This window comes from Achromobacter sp. Marseille-Q0513 (assembly GCF_018195695.1).
Taxonomy (GTDB): Bacteria; Pseudomonadota; Gammaproteobacteria; order Burkholderiales; family Burkholderiaceae_B; genus Achromobacter.
Map to the genome: position 1 here is coordinate 14,335 of NZ_JAGTJY010000058.1, position 17,061 is coordinate 31,395.

Annotated in this window: 15 protein-coding genes; 8 read left to right on the top strand and 7 right to left on the bottom strand. The window is 67.1% G+C overall.

What is annotated here, in order from left to right; genetic code table 11:
* Nucleotides 1-2: 2 nt before the first annotated feature.
* Nucleotides 3-641, bottom strand: coding sequence for a hypothetical protein (locus KDH83_RS14155; protein ID WP_212316790.1), 639 nt, complete (start codon nucleotides 639-641; stop codon nucleotides 3-5).
* Between KDH83_RS14155 and gvpU the strand changes: the two genes are divergently transcribed.
* A complete protein-coding gene (gvpU, locus tag KDH83_RS14160; protein ID WP_212316792.1) occupies nucleotides 628-1,080 on the top strand; it encodes a gas vesicle accessory protein GvpU in 453 nt (150 codons plus the stop codon). The genes KDH83_RS14155 and gvpU overlap by 14 nt on opposite strands.
* A 50-nt stretch (nucleotides 1,081-1,130) precedes the next feature.
* Here gvpU and KDH83_RS14165 read toward each other — a convergent pair whose 3' ends face one another.
* Nucleotides 1,131-1,946, bottom strand: a complete 816-nt coding sequence (locus KDH83_RS14165) for a hypothetical protein (protein ID WP_212316794.1) — start codon at nucleotides 1,944-1,946, stop codon at nucleotides 1,131-1,133.
* Nucleotides 1,947-2,481: 535 nt separating this feature from the next.
* On the opposite strand from KDH83_RS14165, the gene KDH83_RS14170 reads away from it, so the two are divergent.
* The 4 genes from KDH83_RS14170 to KDH83_RS14185 all read left to right on the top strand — a co-directional run bounded on the left by KDH83_RS14170 (nucleotide 2,482) and on the right by KDH83_RS14185 (nucleotide 10,485).
* Entirely contained in the window at nucleotides 2,482-5,223 is a 2,742-nt protein-coding gene (locus tag KDH83_RS14170) for an ATP-binding protein (RefSeq protein WP_349291628.1), read from the top strand.
* 1 nt (nucleotide 5,224) lies between these two features.
* Nucleotides 5,225-6,439: an EAL domain-containing response regulator gene (locus KDH83_RS14175; RefSeq protein WP_212316804.1), complete on the top strand. Its 1,215-nt coding sequence runs from the start codon at nucleotides 5,225-5,227 to the stop codon at nucleotides 6,437-6,439.
* Between the two features lie 16 nt (nucleotides 6,440-6,455).
* Nucleotides 6,456-9,773, top strand: coding sequence for a hybrid sensor histidine kinase/response regulator (locus KDH83_RS14180; RefSeq protein ID WP_212316806.1), 3,318 nt, complete (start codon nucleotides 6,456-6,458; stop codon nucleotides 9,771-9,773).
* A 61-nt stretch (nucleotides 9,774-9,834) separates the two neighbouring features.
* Nucleotides 9,835-10,485, top strand: a complete 651-nt coding sequence (locus KDH83_RS14185; RefSeq protein WP_212316808.1) for a response regulator — start codon at nucleotides 9,835-9,837, stop codon at nucleotides 10,483-10,485.
* On the opposite strand, the gene KDH83_RS14190 is transcribed toward KDH83_RS14185, so the two are convergent.
* Nucleotides 10,479-11,024 (bottom strand): chorismate lyase, encoded by a 546-nt coding sequence (locus KDH83_RS14190; RefSeq protein WP_249205105.1) that lies wholly within the window; start codon nucleotides 11,022-11,024, stop codon nucleotides 10,479-10,481. The two genes, KDH83_RS14185 and KDH83_RS14190, sit on opposite strands and share 7 nt — an antisense overlap.
* 204 nt (nucleotides 11,025-11,228) lie before the next feature.
* Here KDH83_RS14190 and KDH83_RS14195 point away from each other — a divergent pair, with 204 nt between their 5' ends.
* Genes KDH83_RS14195 through KDH83_RS14205 form a run of 3 tightly spaced genes read left to right on the top strand, consistent with a single transcriptional unit; the run spans nucleotide 11,229 to nucleotide 13,975 of the window.
* Nucleotides 11,229-12,182, top strand: coding sequence for a LysR family transcriptional regulator (locus tag KDH83_RS14195; protein ID WP_212316813.1), 954 nt, complete (start codon nucleotides 11,229-11,231; stop codon nucleotides 12,180-12,182).
* Nucleotides 12,179-13,117, top strand: coding sequence for a prolyl oligopeptidase family serine peptidase (locus KDH83_RS14200; RefSeq protein WP_212316815.1), 939 nt, complete (start codon nucleotides 12,179-12,181; stop codon nucleotides 13,115-13,117). The genes KDH83_RS14195 and KDH83_RS14200 overlap by 4 nt, the downstream gene beginning before the upstream one ends.
* Before the next feature lie 30 nt (nucleotides 13,118-13,147).
* Nucleotides 13,148-13,975: a metallophosphoesterase gene (locus tag KDH83_RS14205; RefSeq protein WP_212316817.1), complete on the top strand. Its 828-nt coding sequence runs from the start codon at nucleotides 13,148-13,150 to the stop codon at nucleotides 13,973-13,975.
* A 16-nt stretch (nucleotides 13,976-13,991) separates the two neighbouring features.
* On the opposite strand, the gene KDH83_RS14210 is transcribed toward KDH83_RS14205, so the two are convergent.
* The 4 genes from KDH83_RS14210 to KDH83_RS14225 form a co-directional block, all read right to left on the bottom strand.
* Entirely contained in the window at nucleotides 13,992-14,186 is a 195-nt protein-coding gene (locus tag KDH83_RS14210; RefSeq protein WP_212316819.1) for a hypothetical protein, read from the bottom strand.
* On the bottom strand, nucleotides 14,186-14,326 hold the full coding sequence (locus KDH83_RS14215) for a hypothetical protein (protein WP_212316821.1): 141 nt from the start codon (nucleotides 14,324-14,326) through the stop codon (nucleotides 14,186-14,188). The genes KDH83_RS14210 and KDH83_RS14215 overlap by 1 nt, the downstream gene beginning before the upstream one ends.
* A complete protein-coding gene (locus tag KDH83_RS14220; RefSeq protein ID WP_212316823.1) occupies nucleotides 14,326-15,375 on the bottom strand; it encodes a hypothetical protein in 1,050 nt (349 codons plus the stop codon). The genes KDH83_RS14215 and KDH83_RS14220 overlap by 1 nt, the downstream gene beginning before the upstream one ends.
* 69 nt (nucleotides 15,376-15,444) lie before the next feature.
* On the bottom strand, nucleotides 15,445-17,037 hold the full coding sequence (locus tag KDH83_RS14225) for a phage tail protein (protein ID WP_212316825.1): 1,593 nt from the start codon (nucleotides 17,035-17,037) through the stop codon (nucleotides 15,445-15,447).
* Nucleotides 17,038-17,061: the final 24 nt, after the last annotated feature.

Here is a 17,061-nt window from a genome sequence, read left to right on the forward strand (position 1 = left end):
GCTCAGACCGACTTGCGGCCTTCGGTTTCGGCGCGCGTCATCTGCTCCATGAGCAGCGCCACCTTCTTCAGCACTTCCTGCTTCTCGGCCGGCGACATGGCGTCGAACTTCTGCTTGGAAATGCCCAGCGAGGCCAGGGCCGAATAGAGCATCTTGTCTTGCAGGGACATGCCGGCGAATTCCATGAACTCCCGTTCGGCGTCCGAAGGCGCGGCCCGGACCGCGCCCGACACGCCGCCGGCGAATGCCGGCGCCGCGCGCAGCTGCGCATCCTGGAAAGCCGTGCGGAACGCTCCGCCCGCAACGCCGCCACGCACGGCCGAAGACGCGATCCCCGCGTCGGCCGACATTCCCAATCCATCCATGCGAGTCATGATGATCCCTGTGCAGAATTCGGAAAAGACGAGGCCCGATGCCGGTGCGGCGGGGCCCAGGCCACGGGCAAAAGAGCCCGCAGCCTGGCAAGATAAGCCGCCGGCCGGCAAGCGAAAGCGCGAAGCTGCGGCGCTTCTGTCGCCTTGATCCCTGATTTGGATATGTGTCATGGATTTTTGCGCCGGCCTTCGGGTATCTTGTGAGTCCCGCGCGCGGCTGATCCGCGCGCCCACACCTGTCTTCAGAATCCCGATGAGCTCAGACATCCTCCCCGACGACGCCCCCGTTTCCGCCCAAGTCCCCCAGGCCGACGCGTTCCTGCAGTTCCTCGTGAACCTGGTGAACAACGGCGGACAGCTCAAGAGCATCGGCGTCACGCTGCAAATGGGCGGCATGCTGGTGTCGGGCTCGATCGTGTCGGGCGCCGAATACTTCGACACCTTCGCGTCGGGCTTCGCTGACGCGCTGGACGGCCAGGCGAACGATACTCGCCAGGCGGTGCGCGCCTCGCTGGCGGAACTGGGCGACGTCTTCCGCCAGCCCCAGCCGGCCGAACCGCTGCCCAACTACATCCATCTGGCCGATGCCTTGTTCTTCAGCGCCGACGGCGCGCCCATCGCGGGCCAGCCCACCCTGTGGCGCGGCCGGATCGCCGCCGTGGACGGCTTCATCCTGGGACGCCTGCAATCCGACGCCAACGCCTGAACGCGCCGCCAGGCGGCGCGCCCGGGCAGTGACAAGCGCGGGATGGAGGCTCAGGCCGCCAGGCTGCAGGCCTGGCTCCAGCGCGTGGTGGCGGCGCTGAAGCTGCGCCACGCGTTGCCATCGGCGCGCAGCCAGGCGTCCAGGCATTCCGGGCTGAGCGCCGTGGACAAGGCCGAGCCCTGGAACAGCAGGTCGCCATGCCGGCGCAACCAGGCGAAGTCGCGCATGGCGTCCAGGCGGTGCACGGCCAGTTGCAGATTGGCGCTCCAGGCGCGCTCCATCAGGCTGAAGAAGCGCCACTGCAAGGCCTGGTTCTCGGAAAAGCCATCGGGAATGTCGACGCGCACGCCAAGCGCCCGCAGCACGCCATGCGTGGACGGCACGCCGCCGATGGCGGTCGGCAGAAGACGCGCGCGCAATTTCGCATTGAACTCGGGATAGCAAAGAAACAGCTCGGCCTGCCGGCAGAGCTGGATGTTCATGGGCAACAGGAACGTCACGCGGCGGGCGGGAACGGAAAGCGGGCCGTCCTGGTCATGGTCGGCTTGCCTGTTCACCCAGAGCGCGTCGCCGGTCAAGGCGATGCCCAGATCGCCGCACAGGCGCGCGGCAAGATCACCTTCGGCGTCCATGTCCATGGCGTGCTCGACGGACAGGTCTATGGGCAGCTCGTACTTGTTGAAGAACGCCACGCCGGCCAACAGGCTGGCGCCCATATCCGACGGCGCCAGGCCCTGCCAGGGCGAAGCGCGGCTGCGTCCCTGCACGGCGTATTCATGGACCTGGCCCTGCGCGGTGAACACGGGCTGGAATCTCAACAGCACCGAGTCTTCATAGAGCGCCCAGGCGCGCGACTCGTCATGCATGGCGGCTCCGGGCAGCGGGAAGGCGGCGCATGCCGGGCACCGGAACTCGCCACGTGCGAAATGGGAAAGGGACGCGCTCGATTGGGGCGGGCCGACAGCCCGGTGAGAAGATCATGCTGGCCTCGAATACCGATAGTGGCGGAGCCTGCCTTGGCCCCAACCCGCCTGAGCTGCCGCGCCAGGAAACCGCGGCGAGCTGCCGCCGGCCTCTGCCATGGGTGGATATCGTGCCGATGGTGCCCAACAGGCACCGCCCCTTGAACAAGAAAATTCTGAATCATTGTTGTTTTCTGAACTTTCCTAGAGACCACGCCACCATGGCCATAAGACCTCGCCGGCGGCGGAAGCCTCCCGCCCACCGACGGCCACCGACGATCCCCCTCAAAAGCCTCGGCAGTTTTTAAGATTCTTCTCATATCCGGACCCGGCCCGGCTTCCTACCATGCAGGAAATGCCGGTAAACGATCTGAGCCCCCCCGCCACCGCCTCCGAAGACGCACCCCGAGCGGCGTCCGTACTGCTGCAATTTTTCGCCGTGGCCACGCTCTTTTGCGTCGTGGTGGGCGCCACCCTGTACCTGCACTGGACCTTCAGCAACGCCGTCTCCGGCTACCGCCGCCAGATGAATGCGGCGGCCTATGACGCGCAACTGTTCTTCGACCAGCGCGAATCGCTGCTGCGCTCGATCCTCGCCTCGGCGGTGCGCAACACCGACAAGGCCCCCATCTCCGAAACCCCCAGCCACTTCGGCAACACCCGCCAGATCGAAGTCCTGCCCCTGCCCGAGGAGCCCGGCCAATACGACTGGGCGCTGGTGCTGACGCCCCGCGACCTGCTGAACGTCGGCCTGGCCAACGCCACCATGGTCCACACGTCCCTGCGGCGCAATGCCACCATGCGCATCGACTCGCACGGCACGCGCGCAGCGCCCGGCATGTCTCCCCGCATCCAGGAATGGCTGACACAGACGCTGCTACGCCACACCGACATCCCGCCGCGGCAGGACGGGCATCCGCCCATCATCTGGCTGCACCCGCCGATGGATACCGCGCAGCGCCTCTTCCTGTATACGCCCCTTGAAGTCGGCGATCCGCAGTCCGGCTGGATCGGCCTGGAAGTCGCCGGCGTGGACGCGGCGGTCAATCCCGCCAATCTCGGCGGCAGCACCTACTCGCTGTTCGACGAGCACAATCGGCCCGTGATGCACAGCCCCGGCGCCCCCATGTTCGAAGGCGAGGTCACCGACCAGCGCGAGGACTCCTTCCGCCTGCTGGGCGACGGCTGGCCGCCCACCCACCTGGCCCTGAGCAAGCAGGTCGGCGAGGACGGCTGGCGGCTGGTCTACTACATCTCGCTGCGGCAGGTGCTGCGCGACCACGCCGCCACCCTCAAGACGGCGGCGGTCGTCACGACGTTGATCCTGGCCCTGGTGCTGCTGCGGGTCCGCTACATCCGCCGGCACATGGTCCAGCCGGCGCTGCGTCAATACGAAGCGCTGGCCGACAGCGTGTCGCTGAACCGCAAACTGATCGAGGTCGCGCCAGTGGGCCTGTGCCTGCTGCGACGCAGCGACGGCACGCCGGTCATGTCCAATGAAATGGCGCGCCACTGGTTCCAGGACACCCCGGGCTGGCGCGCGGAAATCCTCGCCCACCAAGGCGCGAAAGCGGGCCGTGAATACACGCTGGACGACGGCCGCAGCGCGTATCTGACATTCGCTCCCACCACTTATCAGGGCGAGGACGTGGTGCTCTGCGGCATCAGCGACATTTCCGAACTGAAGAAGTTCGAAAGATCGCTGCTCCAGGCCAAGTGCGATGCCGAGGCCGCCAATCATGCCAAGACCGTCTTCCTCACCACCATGAGCCACGAGATCCGCACGCCGCTGTACGGCATTCTCGGCACGCTGGAACTGTTTTCACTGACCAAGGTGAACGTACAGCAGGAGCAGTACCTGGAGACCATCCAGCAATCCTCGTCGACGCTGCTGCGCACGGTCAACGATACGCTGGACCTTTCCCGCATCGAGGCCGGTCATGTCGCGCTCGAGGAAGCGCCGTTCTCGGCCGTGGAACTGCTCAACAACGTCGCGGCAAGCTATGCCGCGCGCGCCCATGGCAAGGGCCTGCGCACCTATGCCATCTCCGACCCGGCGACTCCGGCCGCGCTGCATGGCGACAGCACGCGCATCCGCCAGATCCTGGACAACCTGATGAGCAACGCCATCAAGTTCACGGAAGCCGGCCAGATCGTGCTGAGGCTGCGCCTGATACGGCGCGAACGCGGCCTGTCGACCCTGGCCTTCCAGGTCGCCGACACCGGCTCCGGCATCGCGCCCCAGCATCAGGCCCGCCTGTTCGAACCCTACTACCAGGTCGACACGGACAAGAACGTGCGCCTGCCCGGCACCGGCCTGGGCCTGTCCATCTGCAGCCGGCTGTCCGACATGATGGGCGGCTCGCTCACCGCGGTCAGCGAGCTCGGGCTGGGCACCAGCATCACCTTCGAAATCACGCTGCCAACCGCGGAAGACCCCGCCGAAGCGCCGGTATCCTTGTCCGGCAACGCCATGATCTACGTGCAGAGCTCGGTGCCCGAGATCGTCTCGAACCTGTGCGGCTGGCTCCGGCGCTGGGGCGCGGCGGCGGTACCCTATCCGCCAGCCGGCAGCCCGCGCGTCGACGCCGCCGTGCTGCTGCAGGCCTGGCCATACGCGCCGGAACCCGCCCACTGGACCGGCCCCACCGTGATCACGCATCCGCCCGGCATGAAGCCGCGCGTGGAAGATGGCCGGCGGACCTGGTTCGCCAGCTGCTACAGCCTGTCCAACATCGCGCATGCACTGCGGCTGGCCCTGGGCCGTTCCGCGCACGCCACGAACTACGGCCAGCCGGCCAAGCACGAACTTGTCGACCTGCGAGTTCTGGTGGTCGAAGACAACCCCATCAGCCAACTGATCCTGCGCGAGCAGCTGGAACACCTGGGCTGCACCGTCGTCACGGCCAGCAACGGCCAGGAAGCGCTGGCGCTGCCGGACGCCCTGTCGTTCGATTCCGTGCTGACCGACCTGAACATGCCCCTGGTCGACGGCTACGAGCTGACCCGGATGCTGCGCGAACGCGGCTATCAGCAGCCGATCCTGGGCATCACGGCGAATGCCTTCCCCGACGAACAACGCCGGGGCATGAACGCGGGCATGACCAGCCTGCTGGTGAAACCCCTGCCTCTGAATGTCTTGCGCCAGACACTGCAAGCGGTGAAAGTCCCTCGGAGTTGAAATGCTATCCGAATACAAGGTCCTGGTACTGGACGATCATGAATTCCAATGCGCCCAGATGTCCGGCCTGCTGGAAGATGCCGGCTTCACCCAGGTGGATACGGCCCATACCGCCGAACAGGCGCTGACGCTGGCCCGGCACCATGCGTACCACCTCATCCTCATGGATCTCAGCATGCCGGGCATGGACGGCGTGCAGCTCATCAGCGAACTGGCGCAACTGCGCCTGAACCCCATGCTGGCCATCACGACCGCCTGCTCGCGCCGCATCATGAACAGCGTCAGCCTCATGGCCAAGGAAAAAGGCCTGGCGGTGATCGGCGCCTACACCAAGCCGCTGACCCGGGAACACGCGCAAGGACTGGCGCAACATCTGCGCCTGGACCGGCATGCGGCATCCGAGGCCGTCAGCGGCCATGAACAGGACGCGCTGTTCGATCGCAAGACCCTGGAGCGGGCGTTGCGCACCGGCCAGATCCAGGCCTGGTTCCAACCCAAGAAAGCCCTGACCACCGGCAACATCGTCGGCGCCGAAGCGCTGGCGCGCTGGCATCACACGGAATTCGGCTTCATGCTGCCGGCGTCGTTCCTGGGCGCGGTGCACAGGCACGGCCTGAATCAGGCCCTGCTGACCCGCATGCTCGAAGACGCGCTGTCCGCCTACCGGCGCTGGCGCAAACTGGGTTTCAAGGTGCCGGTGTCGGTCAACCTGCCTACCCGACTGCTCGACAATCCCCTGCTGCCGGATGAGCTTTACAATACCGTCGCCGCCAGCGGCGTGCCGGCTGAAGACGTGACGTTCGAACTGCTCGAGGACGAAACCACTTCCGTGCCGGGGCAGTACTACATGGGAGCCAGCCGGCTGCGCCTGAAGGGCTTCGGACTGGCTCAGGACGATTTCGGCAAAGGCTATAGCTCCATGTACACCCTGATATCCACGCCGTTCACCGAACTCAAGATCGACCGGGCTTTCGTCAGCGGCGCGGCCCACGACAGCGTCCGCGCCGCCGCGCTGCTGTCTTCCGTGCAGCTGGGCCGGCAACTGGGCCTGCAAGTCACCGCCGAAGGCGTCGAAACCGCCAGCGACCTGGAATACCTGCGCAAGATAGGCTGTGACTGTGCGCAGGGATTTCTCATATCGGCCGCCGTCAACGTCATGGACTTCACCACGCTGCTGGCGGACGAACCCCGCCTCTACGCAGACATGGACCTATAGGAACGCCCAACCCGGTATGCAGGACTCGCCCTTCAGCAGAATTACCCGCACATCGCGCCGGCTCAACCTGGCGCTGTTCGGCGTGTTGCCGATAGCGCTGATCCTGATAAGCGCCATCCTCTGGAGCTGGCAGCGGCTGATCAAGCAGGAAGAAGAAAAGCTGCTGCTGGACTTCACGGTGTTCATGGGCTACATCGAGGCCGAGGAGCGCTTCCTGCAGGGCTTTCGCGCCCAGAACGCCCTGCTGCAGGGTCCGCCGTCCACGCCGGACGTGTCCCTGCACGAGACCCCGCCGTCCGAGCGCCAGGGCACGGCGTTCTACGAGGGCCGCCAGCCGCTGTTTTCCACGCCCTTCACCGTATCCTGCCTGACGGCCGACTGCACGCGCGACCAGGCGCAACTGTCGGCCATGGGCAGCTACCTGTCGGCCTACTACTCCACCTATTGGCCGACCACCTACTACCCCGCGGCGGCGGCCTTCCTGGTCAATGCCAGCGACAGCGTCAGCATCAGCGTGCCGGCGCTCGACATGCCGTCCAGCTTCCGCCCGCTCAGCCAGAGCACCTACCTGACCTCGGTCGACGCCATCCGCGAGCAGATCGAACTGAACCATATCGTCGAACAACGCCTGATCGACCTGCATGCGCCCGCCGACGTGCACGAACGCACGCAGGTCCAGTGGTTCACCGCGCCGGCCAGCCCGAACCGCATCATCGGCCTGCTGCCGGCCGGCCTGCCGTCCGGCGTCTGGCGGGCCGATGCAGGCTCCCCGCCCGATGTCTACATCGCCACCTTGCTCCACCGGGACCGCATCAACATCTTCGACCGCGTCCTGCCCTCCGGCCTGTACGACGAATTCTGGCTGACCCGCAACGATTCCGGCATCTTGCTGGGCGAAGGCCCGCTGCCCGACGCGCAGGAGCCCGGGCTGCACTACACCGCGGACGGCCTGGTGTTCAAGGTCATCGACGACTCGGGCGCATGGACCGCCTACTACCGCGTCGGCTACCACGGCTTCTTCCAGGACAATCTGTGGCTGCCGGTCAGCGTCGCGCTGCTGCTGCTGCTGAGCATCGTCGGCGGTCTCGGCTATGGCCGCTGGTACAACCGCCGCGTGTTGCTGCCGGCGCAAAGCGCGCAGCGCGACATCCTCGAAAGCGAAGCCTTCAGCCGCACCCTGATCGAGACCGCGCCAATCGCGCTATGCCTGCTGACCCGCTTCAAGGGCGAGGTGCTGTTCAGCAACGGCCTCGCCCAGCAATGGCTGGGCGCGCAGGCAGGCCAGCCGCTGGCCCCGTCCGCCTCGGTGCGCACGCTGCTGGACAAGGCGCTGGCCGCGGTCCAGCCCGGCACCTTTGAAACTTTCCTGGCCCAGGACGGCAGGCCGCTGTTCGTCGCCTATGCGCCGACGCGCTACAAGAAGCAGGACGTCATCCTGTGCGCCTTCGCCGACATCAGCGCACGGGCGGAAATCGAGCGCACGCTGGCCCAGGCCAAGCGCGACGCGGACAAGGCCAGCGAAGCCAAGTCGACCTTTCTGGCGACCATGAGCCACGAGATCCGCACGCCGCTGTACGGCGTGCTGGGCACGCTGGAACTGCTGGGCATGACCGACCTGGACTGCGAACAGCGCCAGCATCTCGAACGCATCCAGAACTCGTCCTCCATCCTGCTGCAGCTGATCAGCGACATCCTGGACATCACCAAGATCGAGTCCGGCCAGCTGGCGCTGGAATCCACCGTCTTCGATCCGCGCGAGCTGATCGAAAGCTGTACCAGCTCCTATGCCGCTCTGGCGCACCAAAAGGGCCTGCTGCTGTTCTCCTGCGTCGATACCGGCGTGGCGCCCTGGGTCACGGGCGATGCCGGCCGCATCCGCCAGATCCTCGCCAACCTGGTCAGCAACGCCATCAAATTCACCGAGGCGGGCCACGTCATCGTGCGCCTGCGCGCGGTGGACCAGCCCAACGGCAACCAACTGCTGACCCTGCAGGTGGTGGACACCGGCATCGGCATCGGCGCGCAAGAGCAATCGCAGCTGTTCCTGCCCTTCTACCAGATCGACAGCGCCAGCCATACGGTGCGCGGCACGGGCCTGGGCCTGTCCATCTGCGCCCGGCTGGCCAAACTGATGAACAGCTGGATACGCGTCACCAGCGAGCTGGGCCTGGGCAGCAGCTTTTCCATGGCGCTCTCGCTCAAGCCCGCGGCGGGCCCCGTTCCGGCCAGGCCCGACCTGGCCGGCGCGCGCGTGCACGTGCGCAGCCCGCACCGCGAACTGAGTGAACAGGTCTGCCAGTGGCTGACGATGTGGGGCGCGCACGCCACGGCGGCGCCGCACGTGCCGCCGCCGGCGACCGAGTCCGACGAAGTGCTGCTGGATGTGCTGCGCAGCGAAGACGGCCCGCCATCCGACTGGAACGGCCGCTACCTGAGCGCGCGCGAACCCGGCGCCCGGGGCGAGTATGGCCCGGACGCCCTGGACGGACACCGCCTGGACAGCATCGGCTTCGGCATCCAGGCGCTGCTGCGCGGTGATACGGCCACGCCTCCCGCCCAGCCTGCGGAACCGGAGTTCCAGGCCCTGGGCCTGCGCGTTCTGGTGGCCGAGGACAATCCGATCAACCAGGCCACCCTGCGCAACCAGCTGGAGCAGCTGGGCTGCACCGTCACCGTCGCATCCGATGGCGCGGATGCCTTGTCGCTCTGGCCGCTGACGCAATATGACGCCCTGCTCACCGACGTGAACATGCCCAAGCTCAACGGCTACGAACTGGCCAGCGCGCTGCGCGCCCAGGGCGCCGTCATACCGATCATCGGCGTGACCGCCAATGCCATGCGCGACGAAGAAGAACGCTGCATGGCGGCCGGCATGAGCTCGTGGATGGTCAAGCCCATCGAGTTGCGCACGCTGCGCCAGCACCTGCGCGGCGTGACCAAGGGCCGCGCGCCCGCCGCCAGCCCCGAACCCAAGCCCGCCATGACGACGCTCTTGCTCGCCTCGCCCCCCGCTCCCGCTTCCAGGCAGGTCCAGGCCAGCACTCCGGCCACCGAGGCGCCACAGGTTCCCGCCAAGTACCGCGAGCTGTTCCTCGACACCATGAACGCCGACCTGGCCAAGATCGACGCCGCGCTCGGGCGGCAGGACGTGCTGGCGGTGTTGCAGACCATGCACCGGATGCGCGGCGCGCTGGTGATGGTCAAGATGAACAGCCTGTCGGCGGGATTCGAGGCCGTGGAGGCGCAGCTCAAGCGCGACAGCGCGAACCGCAAAGCCCTCCAGGAAGCGGCCAGGCTGATGCAGGAGCTCCGAAAGCTCCTGGTCCAAGTTTGACGGTTGATGCAGAATGCGCGGTAATAACTCAGCCCCGCACTATCTGACCCCTTTTTTCCACATGGATAGACTTCGAATTGTCTTGGCGGACGACCACCCGCTCGTTCTGATGGGCATGCGGGACCTCCTGGAAAAGGACCTGAGCTTCGATGTCGTCGGCGCCCTGTCCAGCCCGACCGACCTGGTCCGGCACCTGGCGCAAGACCCGCCGCATGTCGTCGTCACGGACTATTCAATGCCGGGCGACGATACCTATGGCGACGGCATGCGCCTGGTCAAGTACCTGGTGAGGCACTACCCCAAGGTCCAGGTCCTGGTGCTGACCATGGTGTCCAATCCCATGATCATCTCGGCGCTCTATGACGCCGGCGTCGCCGCCGTGGTGCTCAAGCGCGACAACCTCGCCGAGATCGTGACCGCGCTGCGCACGCTGCAAAGCGGCCGCAGGTACTACCCGCCCGGTTTCCTGCGCGATGGCGCCGTGGACGCGCGCAGCAAATTCATCGGCGAACGCATCAACAGCCTGTCGCCCAAGGAATTCGAGGTGCTGCGCCACTTCATCCGGGGAGAATCGATGATGCAGGTGGCGGAGACCTTGAAGCGCAGCGTCAAGACCGTCAGCGGCCAGAAGATATCGGCCATGCGCAAGCTGGACGTGCAGACCGACCAGGAATTGGTCGCATTTTGCGTCGAGAGCGAACTGTTTCAGTAGCCCGATCCGTATCCCGCGCCGTCGCTGCGCGACGCGCGGGCGGACAGGACCCAGAAGCCCGGCAGAAAGCACTCCGCCACCAGCAGCGGCTGAGCCCGCCGCCAGAACAGGGAACGGCGCGCCCACAACCCGGACGATGTTGCACCGGCATCCTGCGTCACCGCGCCGGCCATCAGGAACAGCGCGGAGCCGGCCGTCAGCCGCGCCACCTCGAAGGGCGATCTCCACACCTCGGGATCGTCATACAGCATGCTGCCCAGAGGCCGCTCGCTCAGGCCGCGCATGCCGCGCCATTCATCCCATGACGCGGCCAGCGGCGTCAGGCTGCGCGCCGCCACGCACTCCACGCCATCGACCGACATCGCCACTTCGCGCAGCCAGCAGGGCGCGCCCGGCGCCAGGCCCATGGCGCGCGCCTCGTCATCGCCGGCGGCATCCGTGCGTTCCTCCCGCACGCACAATCGAAACTCGCCCAGCCGCCGCAACCGGTCGGTCAGCGAACCGGGCGATCCCAAGCCCTGCCATTGCTCGGGGGACAAGACGGCCTGAATCGCTTCAGGTCCATAAGGGTTCCATTGCATCCTGAACTGCACCGCATCCGTTGAACACGGCCGCAAACTTAGTCCAGGCGGTGGCAGCGCGGCAATCGCGATCGGGCGATTTCCATTATTCGCAACTTCCTATAATCCTCGCGTCGGGCCGGCATCCGGCAGGTCCGGCAGACATGCGACGGAACAGGAAACGTGGGTAGGAACATCAAGCTGGAGCAGCTGGACTTCCGGCTGCTGAAGGTCTTTATCGCCATGCTGCGCGAGCGGCACGTCGGCCGCGCGGCCGACGCGCTGGGCATGTCCCAGCCCGCCGTGTCCACGCAGCTGGCCAAGCTGCGCGGCATCGCCGGAGATCCGCTGTTCGTGCGCAACGCGCAAGGCATGCAGCCGACGCCGCTGGCGCGCGAATGGGCCACGCCCGTGGCCGGCGCGCTGGCCGCGCTGGAGCAGGCGCTGAATCCGCCCTCGGGCTTCGATCCCGCGGCGTCCCGCCGCAGCTTCATCGTGTACATGACCGACGTCGGCCAGACGCTGATCCTGAACCGCCTGGTCTCGCGCATCGGCGCCGCCGCGCCGGGCGTGCGCCTGCGGATGGTGACGGCCTGGGAAGGCGCGCTGGCCGAGCGGCTGGACGATGGCGCGCTGGACCTGGCGGTGGGCTGGATCCCGCAGCTCAAGGCCCGCAAGACCAGCACGCTGCTGTTCAAGGACCGTTATGTCGGCGTGCGCGAAGCGCCGCCGCGCGGCCGGCCGGCGGCTGGCCCGGCGCGCTACGCGGTGGCCGACGTGCCGCGCTCGGCCCACCAGATCGTCGCCGAGCGCTTCCGGCTGCGGGCGCTGGAGCCTGTGGTGGCCACCTCCAACTTCTTCATGCTGTCCGAGCTGCTGGCCGGCACTTCCCTGACCGCCGTGGTGCCCGGCCATCTGGCGCGGCTATGGGCCAGCCAGCGCGGCGGACTGCGCATCGAGGAACTGCCCTTCAAGCTGCCCGGCATGTCCATCCGCATGCATTGGTCGGCCGGCAACTGGCGCGACGAAGGCATAGACTGGCTGCGCGGACAAGTCGTGGCCAGCGTGCGCGACTGCGGCGCGCTGCTGCAACTGCCACGCGAGACGCGCCGCCGCGCGGGGACGGCGAAGGCATGAAGCGGAGCCACCTCCTTTGCGGCCTGGCCGTTGTCCTCTTCGCGACCTGCGTCCACGCCCAGCCGGCCGCCGGCGAGCTGGCCCGCGACGACGGCTCGCGCATCCGCTATTACCTGGAGCCGCACGATCCCGCACACAGGTCGGACCGGCTGCTGCTGGTCATCCAGGGCTCGGACTGCAACAGCGTGACCCAGGTCCGGGTCATCAAGAACGAGCTGGTCCGCGCCTGGCCGCAGGCCGACCTGCTGACCGTGGAAAAGTACGGCATCGACGATACCCTGCCTTACGACGGGGATCCCGAGCGTCCCGATTGTCCCGCCGCGTATCTGGAGCACGACAGCCTGCAGCAGCGGGCCAGCGACCTGGACGCCGTGCTGACGGAACTGCGGCGCGCCCTGGGCTACCGTCAGGTCGTGGCGCTGGGCGGCAGCGAAGGCGCGGTGGTCGCGAACCTGCTGGCATCGCGCTCGCGCAATGTGGACGCCACCATCGCCTTCAATGGCGGCGGACAATGGTTCCTGAACGACATGCTGCACAGCCTCGCCAGCGAACCCGTGCCCGCCGCGCAACGCCGCGCCGCCGAACAGGGATTGCGCAGCTTCGCGCGGCATGTGCTTGCCTCGCCACCGCAGGCGATGAACATGAGCGGCCATGGCCACGGCTGGTGGCGCAGCGTGCTGGAACTGGACCAGCTCGCGACGCTGCGGCAGGTCACCGGGCCCGTGCTCATCCTGCAAGGCGGCGCCGACGCCTCCGTGTCGCCGCAGGAAACGCTGTCCATGGTGGCGCGCCTGCGGCTGGCGGGCAGCCGAAACATCGACTACCGCGCGTATCCCGGCCTGGACCACGCCATGACCGGCCCCGACGGCGTCGGCCGCATGCCCGCGGTGGTCGACGACATGGCCGCCTGGCTGCGCCGGACGCTGGCGCCCTGAGCCGCGCTCGCCCGCGCCTATACTTCAGCCATGAAAATACAGCTGCTCTCCGACCTGCATCTCGAGTCCGATCCGGATTTCCAGGCCCGCCCCGCCCCCGGCGCGGACCTGCTGGTGCTCGCCGGCGACATCGGTTCGTACCAGGACCGCTCGCGCCTGCTGGAAACGGACTTCGGCCTGGGCCGCTTCTCGCCGGCCCGGGGCTGGCCCGCGCCGGTGGTCTACGTGCCGGGCAACCATGAGTATGACAACCTGGATTTCGACGAGACGCATGATCGCCTGCGCGAGCTGTGCCACGCGCTGGACATCCACTGGCTGGAACGCGAAACACGGGTGATGCAGGGCGTGCGGCTGGTCGGCACCACGCTGTGGACCGACTTCGACGCGCTGGCGCAACCGGACGAAGAGTTGGGCTCGGTGTTGAAGAAACGCGCCAAGGCGTTCCGCGCCGCCGACTTCTACCTGGCCAAAGCCGGCATGCGCCGGCATGGCGAGCCATTCATGGCGGAACAGATGCGCGAACAGGGCATCGCCTGCCAGCAGTGGCTGGACGAGGCGCTGCGCCAGCCCTTTGACGGCATCACCGTCGCCATCACGCACTTCGCCCCCACGCTGGCCAGCGCCGATCCGCGCTACGGCGTCACGCCCGGCACCGCCGGCTTCTGCAATGCGCTGGACGCGCTGCTGCCGCGCGCCGATTACTGGCTGCACGGCCACCTGCATTGCGCGCTGGACTATGTGAAGGACGGCTGCCGCGTGATCGCCAATCCGCTGGGATACGAGAAGAAGGGCGAGCGCGAGAACTTCGCGCCGGCGCGGACCTGGGATGTAAGGACGGGGGAAGTGGCGGACAGCTGAGGTTCCGGGCGCGCGCCTACCGCGCCAGGGGATCGCCCTGCGCCCGGCGGAATTCCTCGATGTCGAACGGTTCGAGCGTCGCGGGAACGTCCAGCGGCTTGTCCAGTTGATGCAACGCGTAGAACAGGCGATGGCTGCCGACTTCCTTGACCAGCACGTCGTCCTCGAATTGCCATACCTGGTTGGTCTGGGTGTCTTTGAAGGTTTGCATCAGCGGTACTCCAGCCAGTATTCGATCTTTGCGTTGACGGCGCTGGCGTAGTAGGTGGTTCCCGGCGGAATGATGGCATTCACCGCAATGCCGTTCTCCGGAGCCTGCGCCTGGAATACGGCTACCGGAATGCTCGCCATCAAGATATTGATGTAGCCACCGGCGGCTCTGTTGAGCCGCCATACAGATAGACCGATATCGGTTTGCGCGTCGAGTTCACATAGGTGATTCCCTGCTGCCGCTGCCCAGCCAGATTGACCAGCGACTGATCGACCCCAAACGCCCTGGCCTTGGTCTGCGGATCCGCGCTGTACCACTGCGTCCAAGCGCCTTCATACTTCATCCGATACTGGAAGCCGGGCGTGAAATCTGGCCCGTTGTAGTACGGAATCGCGATCTGCGTCAGCGTATTCCGGTCGCTGAACCAGTGATGCCGGACGTAGTAGTACTGTCCTGTCGGAGGCCCGTTCTGCGATCTGCCGCCGCTCAGGATCAGCCGCGTCACCAGACCGTCATTGCGGGCATGCATCGGCAGTTCATTCCAATTGGCATCGTCCCAGGGATTCGCCGTCGTGACGTGCGGAATCTGCGCATCGGCCAGCGTCGCAAGGCGGCCTTCCAGCGTGGCCACGCCGGACTGTATGCCTGCGTAGGAAAAAGGAATCTTCGCTTGCGCCTTTTTGTCGGCCTCCTCAGCGGCGGCCTGGGCCACGGCGGCGGCTTGCGCGGCCGCGACAGCCTTGCCATCCGCGACCACAGCGGCCGCATTGGCGGCAAGCGCCTTTCTGTCGGCCTCGCTGGCCGCCGCCAGACCGGAAGCGGCGGACTGCGCCGCCGTAGCCGCCGCCGCATTGGCGGCGACCGCCTTCCTGTCGGCTTCGTCGGCCGCGGCCTGGGCCGCGACGGCCTTGCCGTCGGCCGCCGCCGCCGCGGCCAGGCCTGCGGCGGCCGACTGCGCCGCTGCCACCGCCTTTCCGTCCGCCGTCGCGGCGGCCGCGTTGGCCCCGACTGCCTTGTCGTGCGCCGCATCGGCCCGCTGTTGCGCGCCTGCAGCGGCCGCTTCGACCTTGTCGACCGCGGTCTCGACCTTGGTGAAGTTCTCGTTCACCTTGACCATGCCGTCGCGCAGCGGATCGCCGCTGCGATCATTGGCCTGCTGGCCCACGTTGATGGGTTGGAGTCTTTGCATGATGATTTGATTTGAAGAGGTTGCGCAAGAGATGAGGAAGAAAGCTGCCGCAAGAGCGGCCTGCGCTCGCTACCCTCCGATCCTGCCTTTCAGCTTCCACACCTTGAGGCGAAAGCGCGCGTTCACCTGGTTCTGCGACCAGGCGCCAACCCAGGAGCCACCCGCAATGGCCGGATCCGTGGCGGTGCCGTTCTTGCCTGCCCGCACGATGATCTTGTCGGTCACCAGGCTATGGGCGGCCCTGAGGCCCCATCCGGAAAAGGGATCATTGGGCGCTCCCGTGCGGTCCGTCGAGCAGAACCAGCCGGGTTCGAACCACTGCCCGCTCAACTCATGCTCGACCACGACCTGGACCGGGGATCCGGGAAACGGGTTGTCTATCGCCTGCGCGGTGTTCTGATAGATGACCCCAGGCGTCGCCGCCGAGCCGCCGGGATAGAGCAGCTTGAAGTCGATGTCGGTCTGGAACGCCGCGTCAAGAGCGGCGAGCCTGGTGGCCAGTTGTGCCGCATCGACGCTGCCGGGGCGCGACACGGCGCCGAAAGCCCTGATGATGAAGCAGCCGGAAACGAAAGTCGGATTCGCCTCTACGCCACCCTCCGCAGCCGTGTATCGAGGAAAGACAGGCGTGACCGTTGTGGTTGTGCCGAAGAAGGAGGCAGTCCCCCCCGTTTCCGATACCAGATACTGCGGGGATTGGAACGCGTGGGCATGAGTCTTGTTCTGGCTGGCCTTGATCGCGCCATTGTCCACGGACAACGCGCCATCTCCTCGGAGAAAGGCCGCGCCAATCGCACCTGCTGACTTCCCGTTGTAGTCCGGCACGCGGATGCTGGTGGTCCCGTCGCCGAGCGTGTAAGCGCCACGCTTGAGCGGATCCGCCAGCCACTCGGCCTCGGACACGACCGGAACAACGCCATCCGCGACGGCCGCCGCCAGGTCCGGAAACGTCGCCCGCGACACGAGCTGCCCATCGCCGGGAATCCAGCCCGCCCAGATCGCGCCCCGCTTCGGCGCCCAGGCCACGAAGCCCGTGGGAATCGACTCGATCAAGGGCAGCTGCGCCGCCGGCACCTTGCCGTCGGCAGCCAGCGCCGCGACGCCATTGGGCTGGCCCTTCTGCGCCAGCGGAATGGCATCCTCCACCGCCGGCAGGTTGGCCGCCGGCACCTTGCCCTGCGCATCCAGCGGGGCCACGCCGTCGGGCGCGCCACGCAGGATCACCGGCAGGTAGTCCAACTTCGGCAGGTGGGCGACCGGCACCTTGCCGGCGGCGTCCAACGGCGTCACGCCGTCCGCCGCGCCCTTTTGCGACATGGGTATCGAATCGGGCAGGTGGCCGGCCGGCACCTTGCCCGCCGCGTCCAGCGGCGCCACGCCACCGGCCGCGCCCTTTTGCGACATCGGCACGGAATCGGGCAGGTTGCCGGCGGGCACCTTGCCGTCCGCGTCCAGCGGCGCCACGCCGCCGGGCCGGTTCTTCTGCACGGCAGGCAGCGCCGCGGCGGCGATATCGCGCGCGGAGCCCGCGAGCGCGCTGGTCTGCGCCACGGCGGTCTCCACGGCGTCCATGGCCGTCGTCACCTTGGCGAAGTTGTCGTTGACCTTGGCCATGCCGTCGCGCAGCGGATCGCCGCTGCGGTCATTGGCCTGCTGGCCCACGTTGATGGGTATGAGTCGTTGCAT

Excerpts from the sequence above, each read along its gene's own strand:
- gvpU (WP_212316792.1), top strand. The coding sequence starts at position 628 with ATGAGCTCAGACATCCTCCCCGACGACGCCCCCGTTTCCGCCCAAGTC.
- KDH83_RS14155 (WP_212316790.1), bottom strand. The coding sequence starts at position 641 with ATGTCTGAGCTCATCGGGATTCTGAAGACAGGTGTGGGCGCGCGGATC.
- KDH83_RS14165 (WP_212316794.1), bottom strand. The coding sequence starts at position 1,946 with ATGCATGACGAGTCGCGCGCCTGGGCGCTCTATGAAGACTCGGTGCTG.
- KDH83_RS14175 (WP_212316804.1), top strand. The coding sequence starts at position 5,225 with ATGCTATCCGAATACAAGGTCCTGGTACTGGACGATCATGAATTCCAA.
- KDH83_RS14180 (WP_212316806.1), top strand. The coding sequence starts at position 6,456 with ATGCAGGACTCGCCCTTCAGCAGAATTACCCGCACATCGCGCCGGCTC.
- KDH83_RS14185 (WP_212316808.1), top strand. The coding sequence starts at position 9,835 with ATGGATAGACTTCGAATTGTCTTGGCGGACGACCACCCGCTCGTTCTG.
- KDH83_RS14200 (WP_212316815.1), top strand. The coding sequence starts at position 12,179 with ATGAAGCGGAGCCACCTCCTTTGCGGCCTGGCCGTTGTCCTCTTCGCG.
- KDH83_RS14205 (WP_212316817.1), top strand. The coding sequence starts at position 13,148 with ATGAAAATACAGCTGCTCTCCGACCTGCATCTCGAGTCCGATCCGGAT.
- KDH83_RS14210 (WP_212316819.1), bottom strand. The coding sequence starts at position 14,186 with ATGCAAACCTTCAAAGACACCCAGACCAACCAGGTATGGCAATTCGAG.
- KDH83_RS14215 (WP_212316821.1), bottom strand. The coding sequence starts at position 14,326 with ATGGCGAGCATTCCGGTAGCCGTATTCCAGGCGCAGGCTCCGGAGAAC.
- KDH83_RS14220 (WP_212316823.1), bottom strand. The coding sequence starts at position 15,375 with ATGCAAAGACTCCAACCCATCAACGTGGGCCAGCAGGCCAATGATCGC.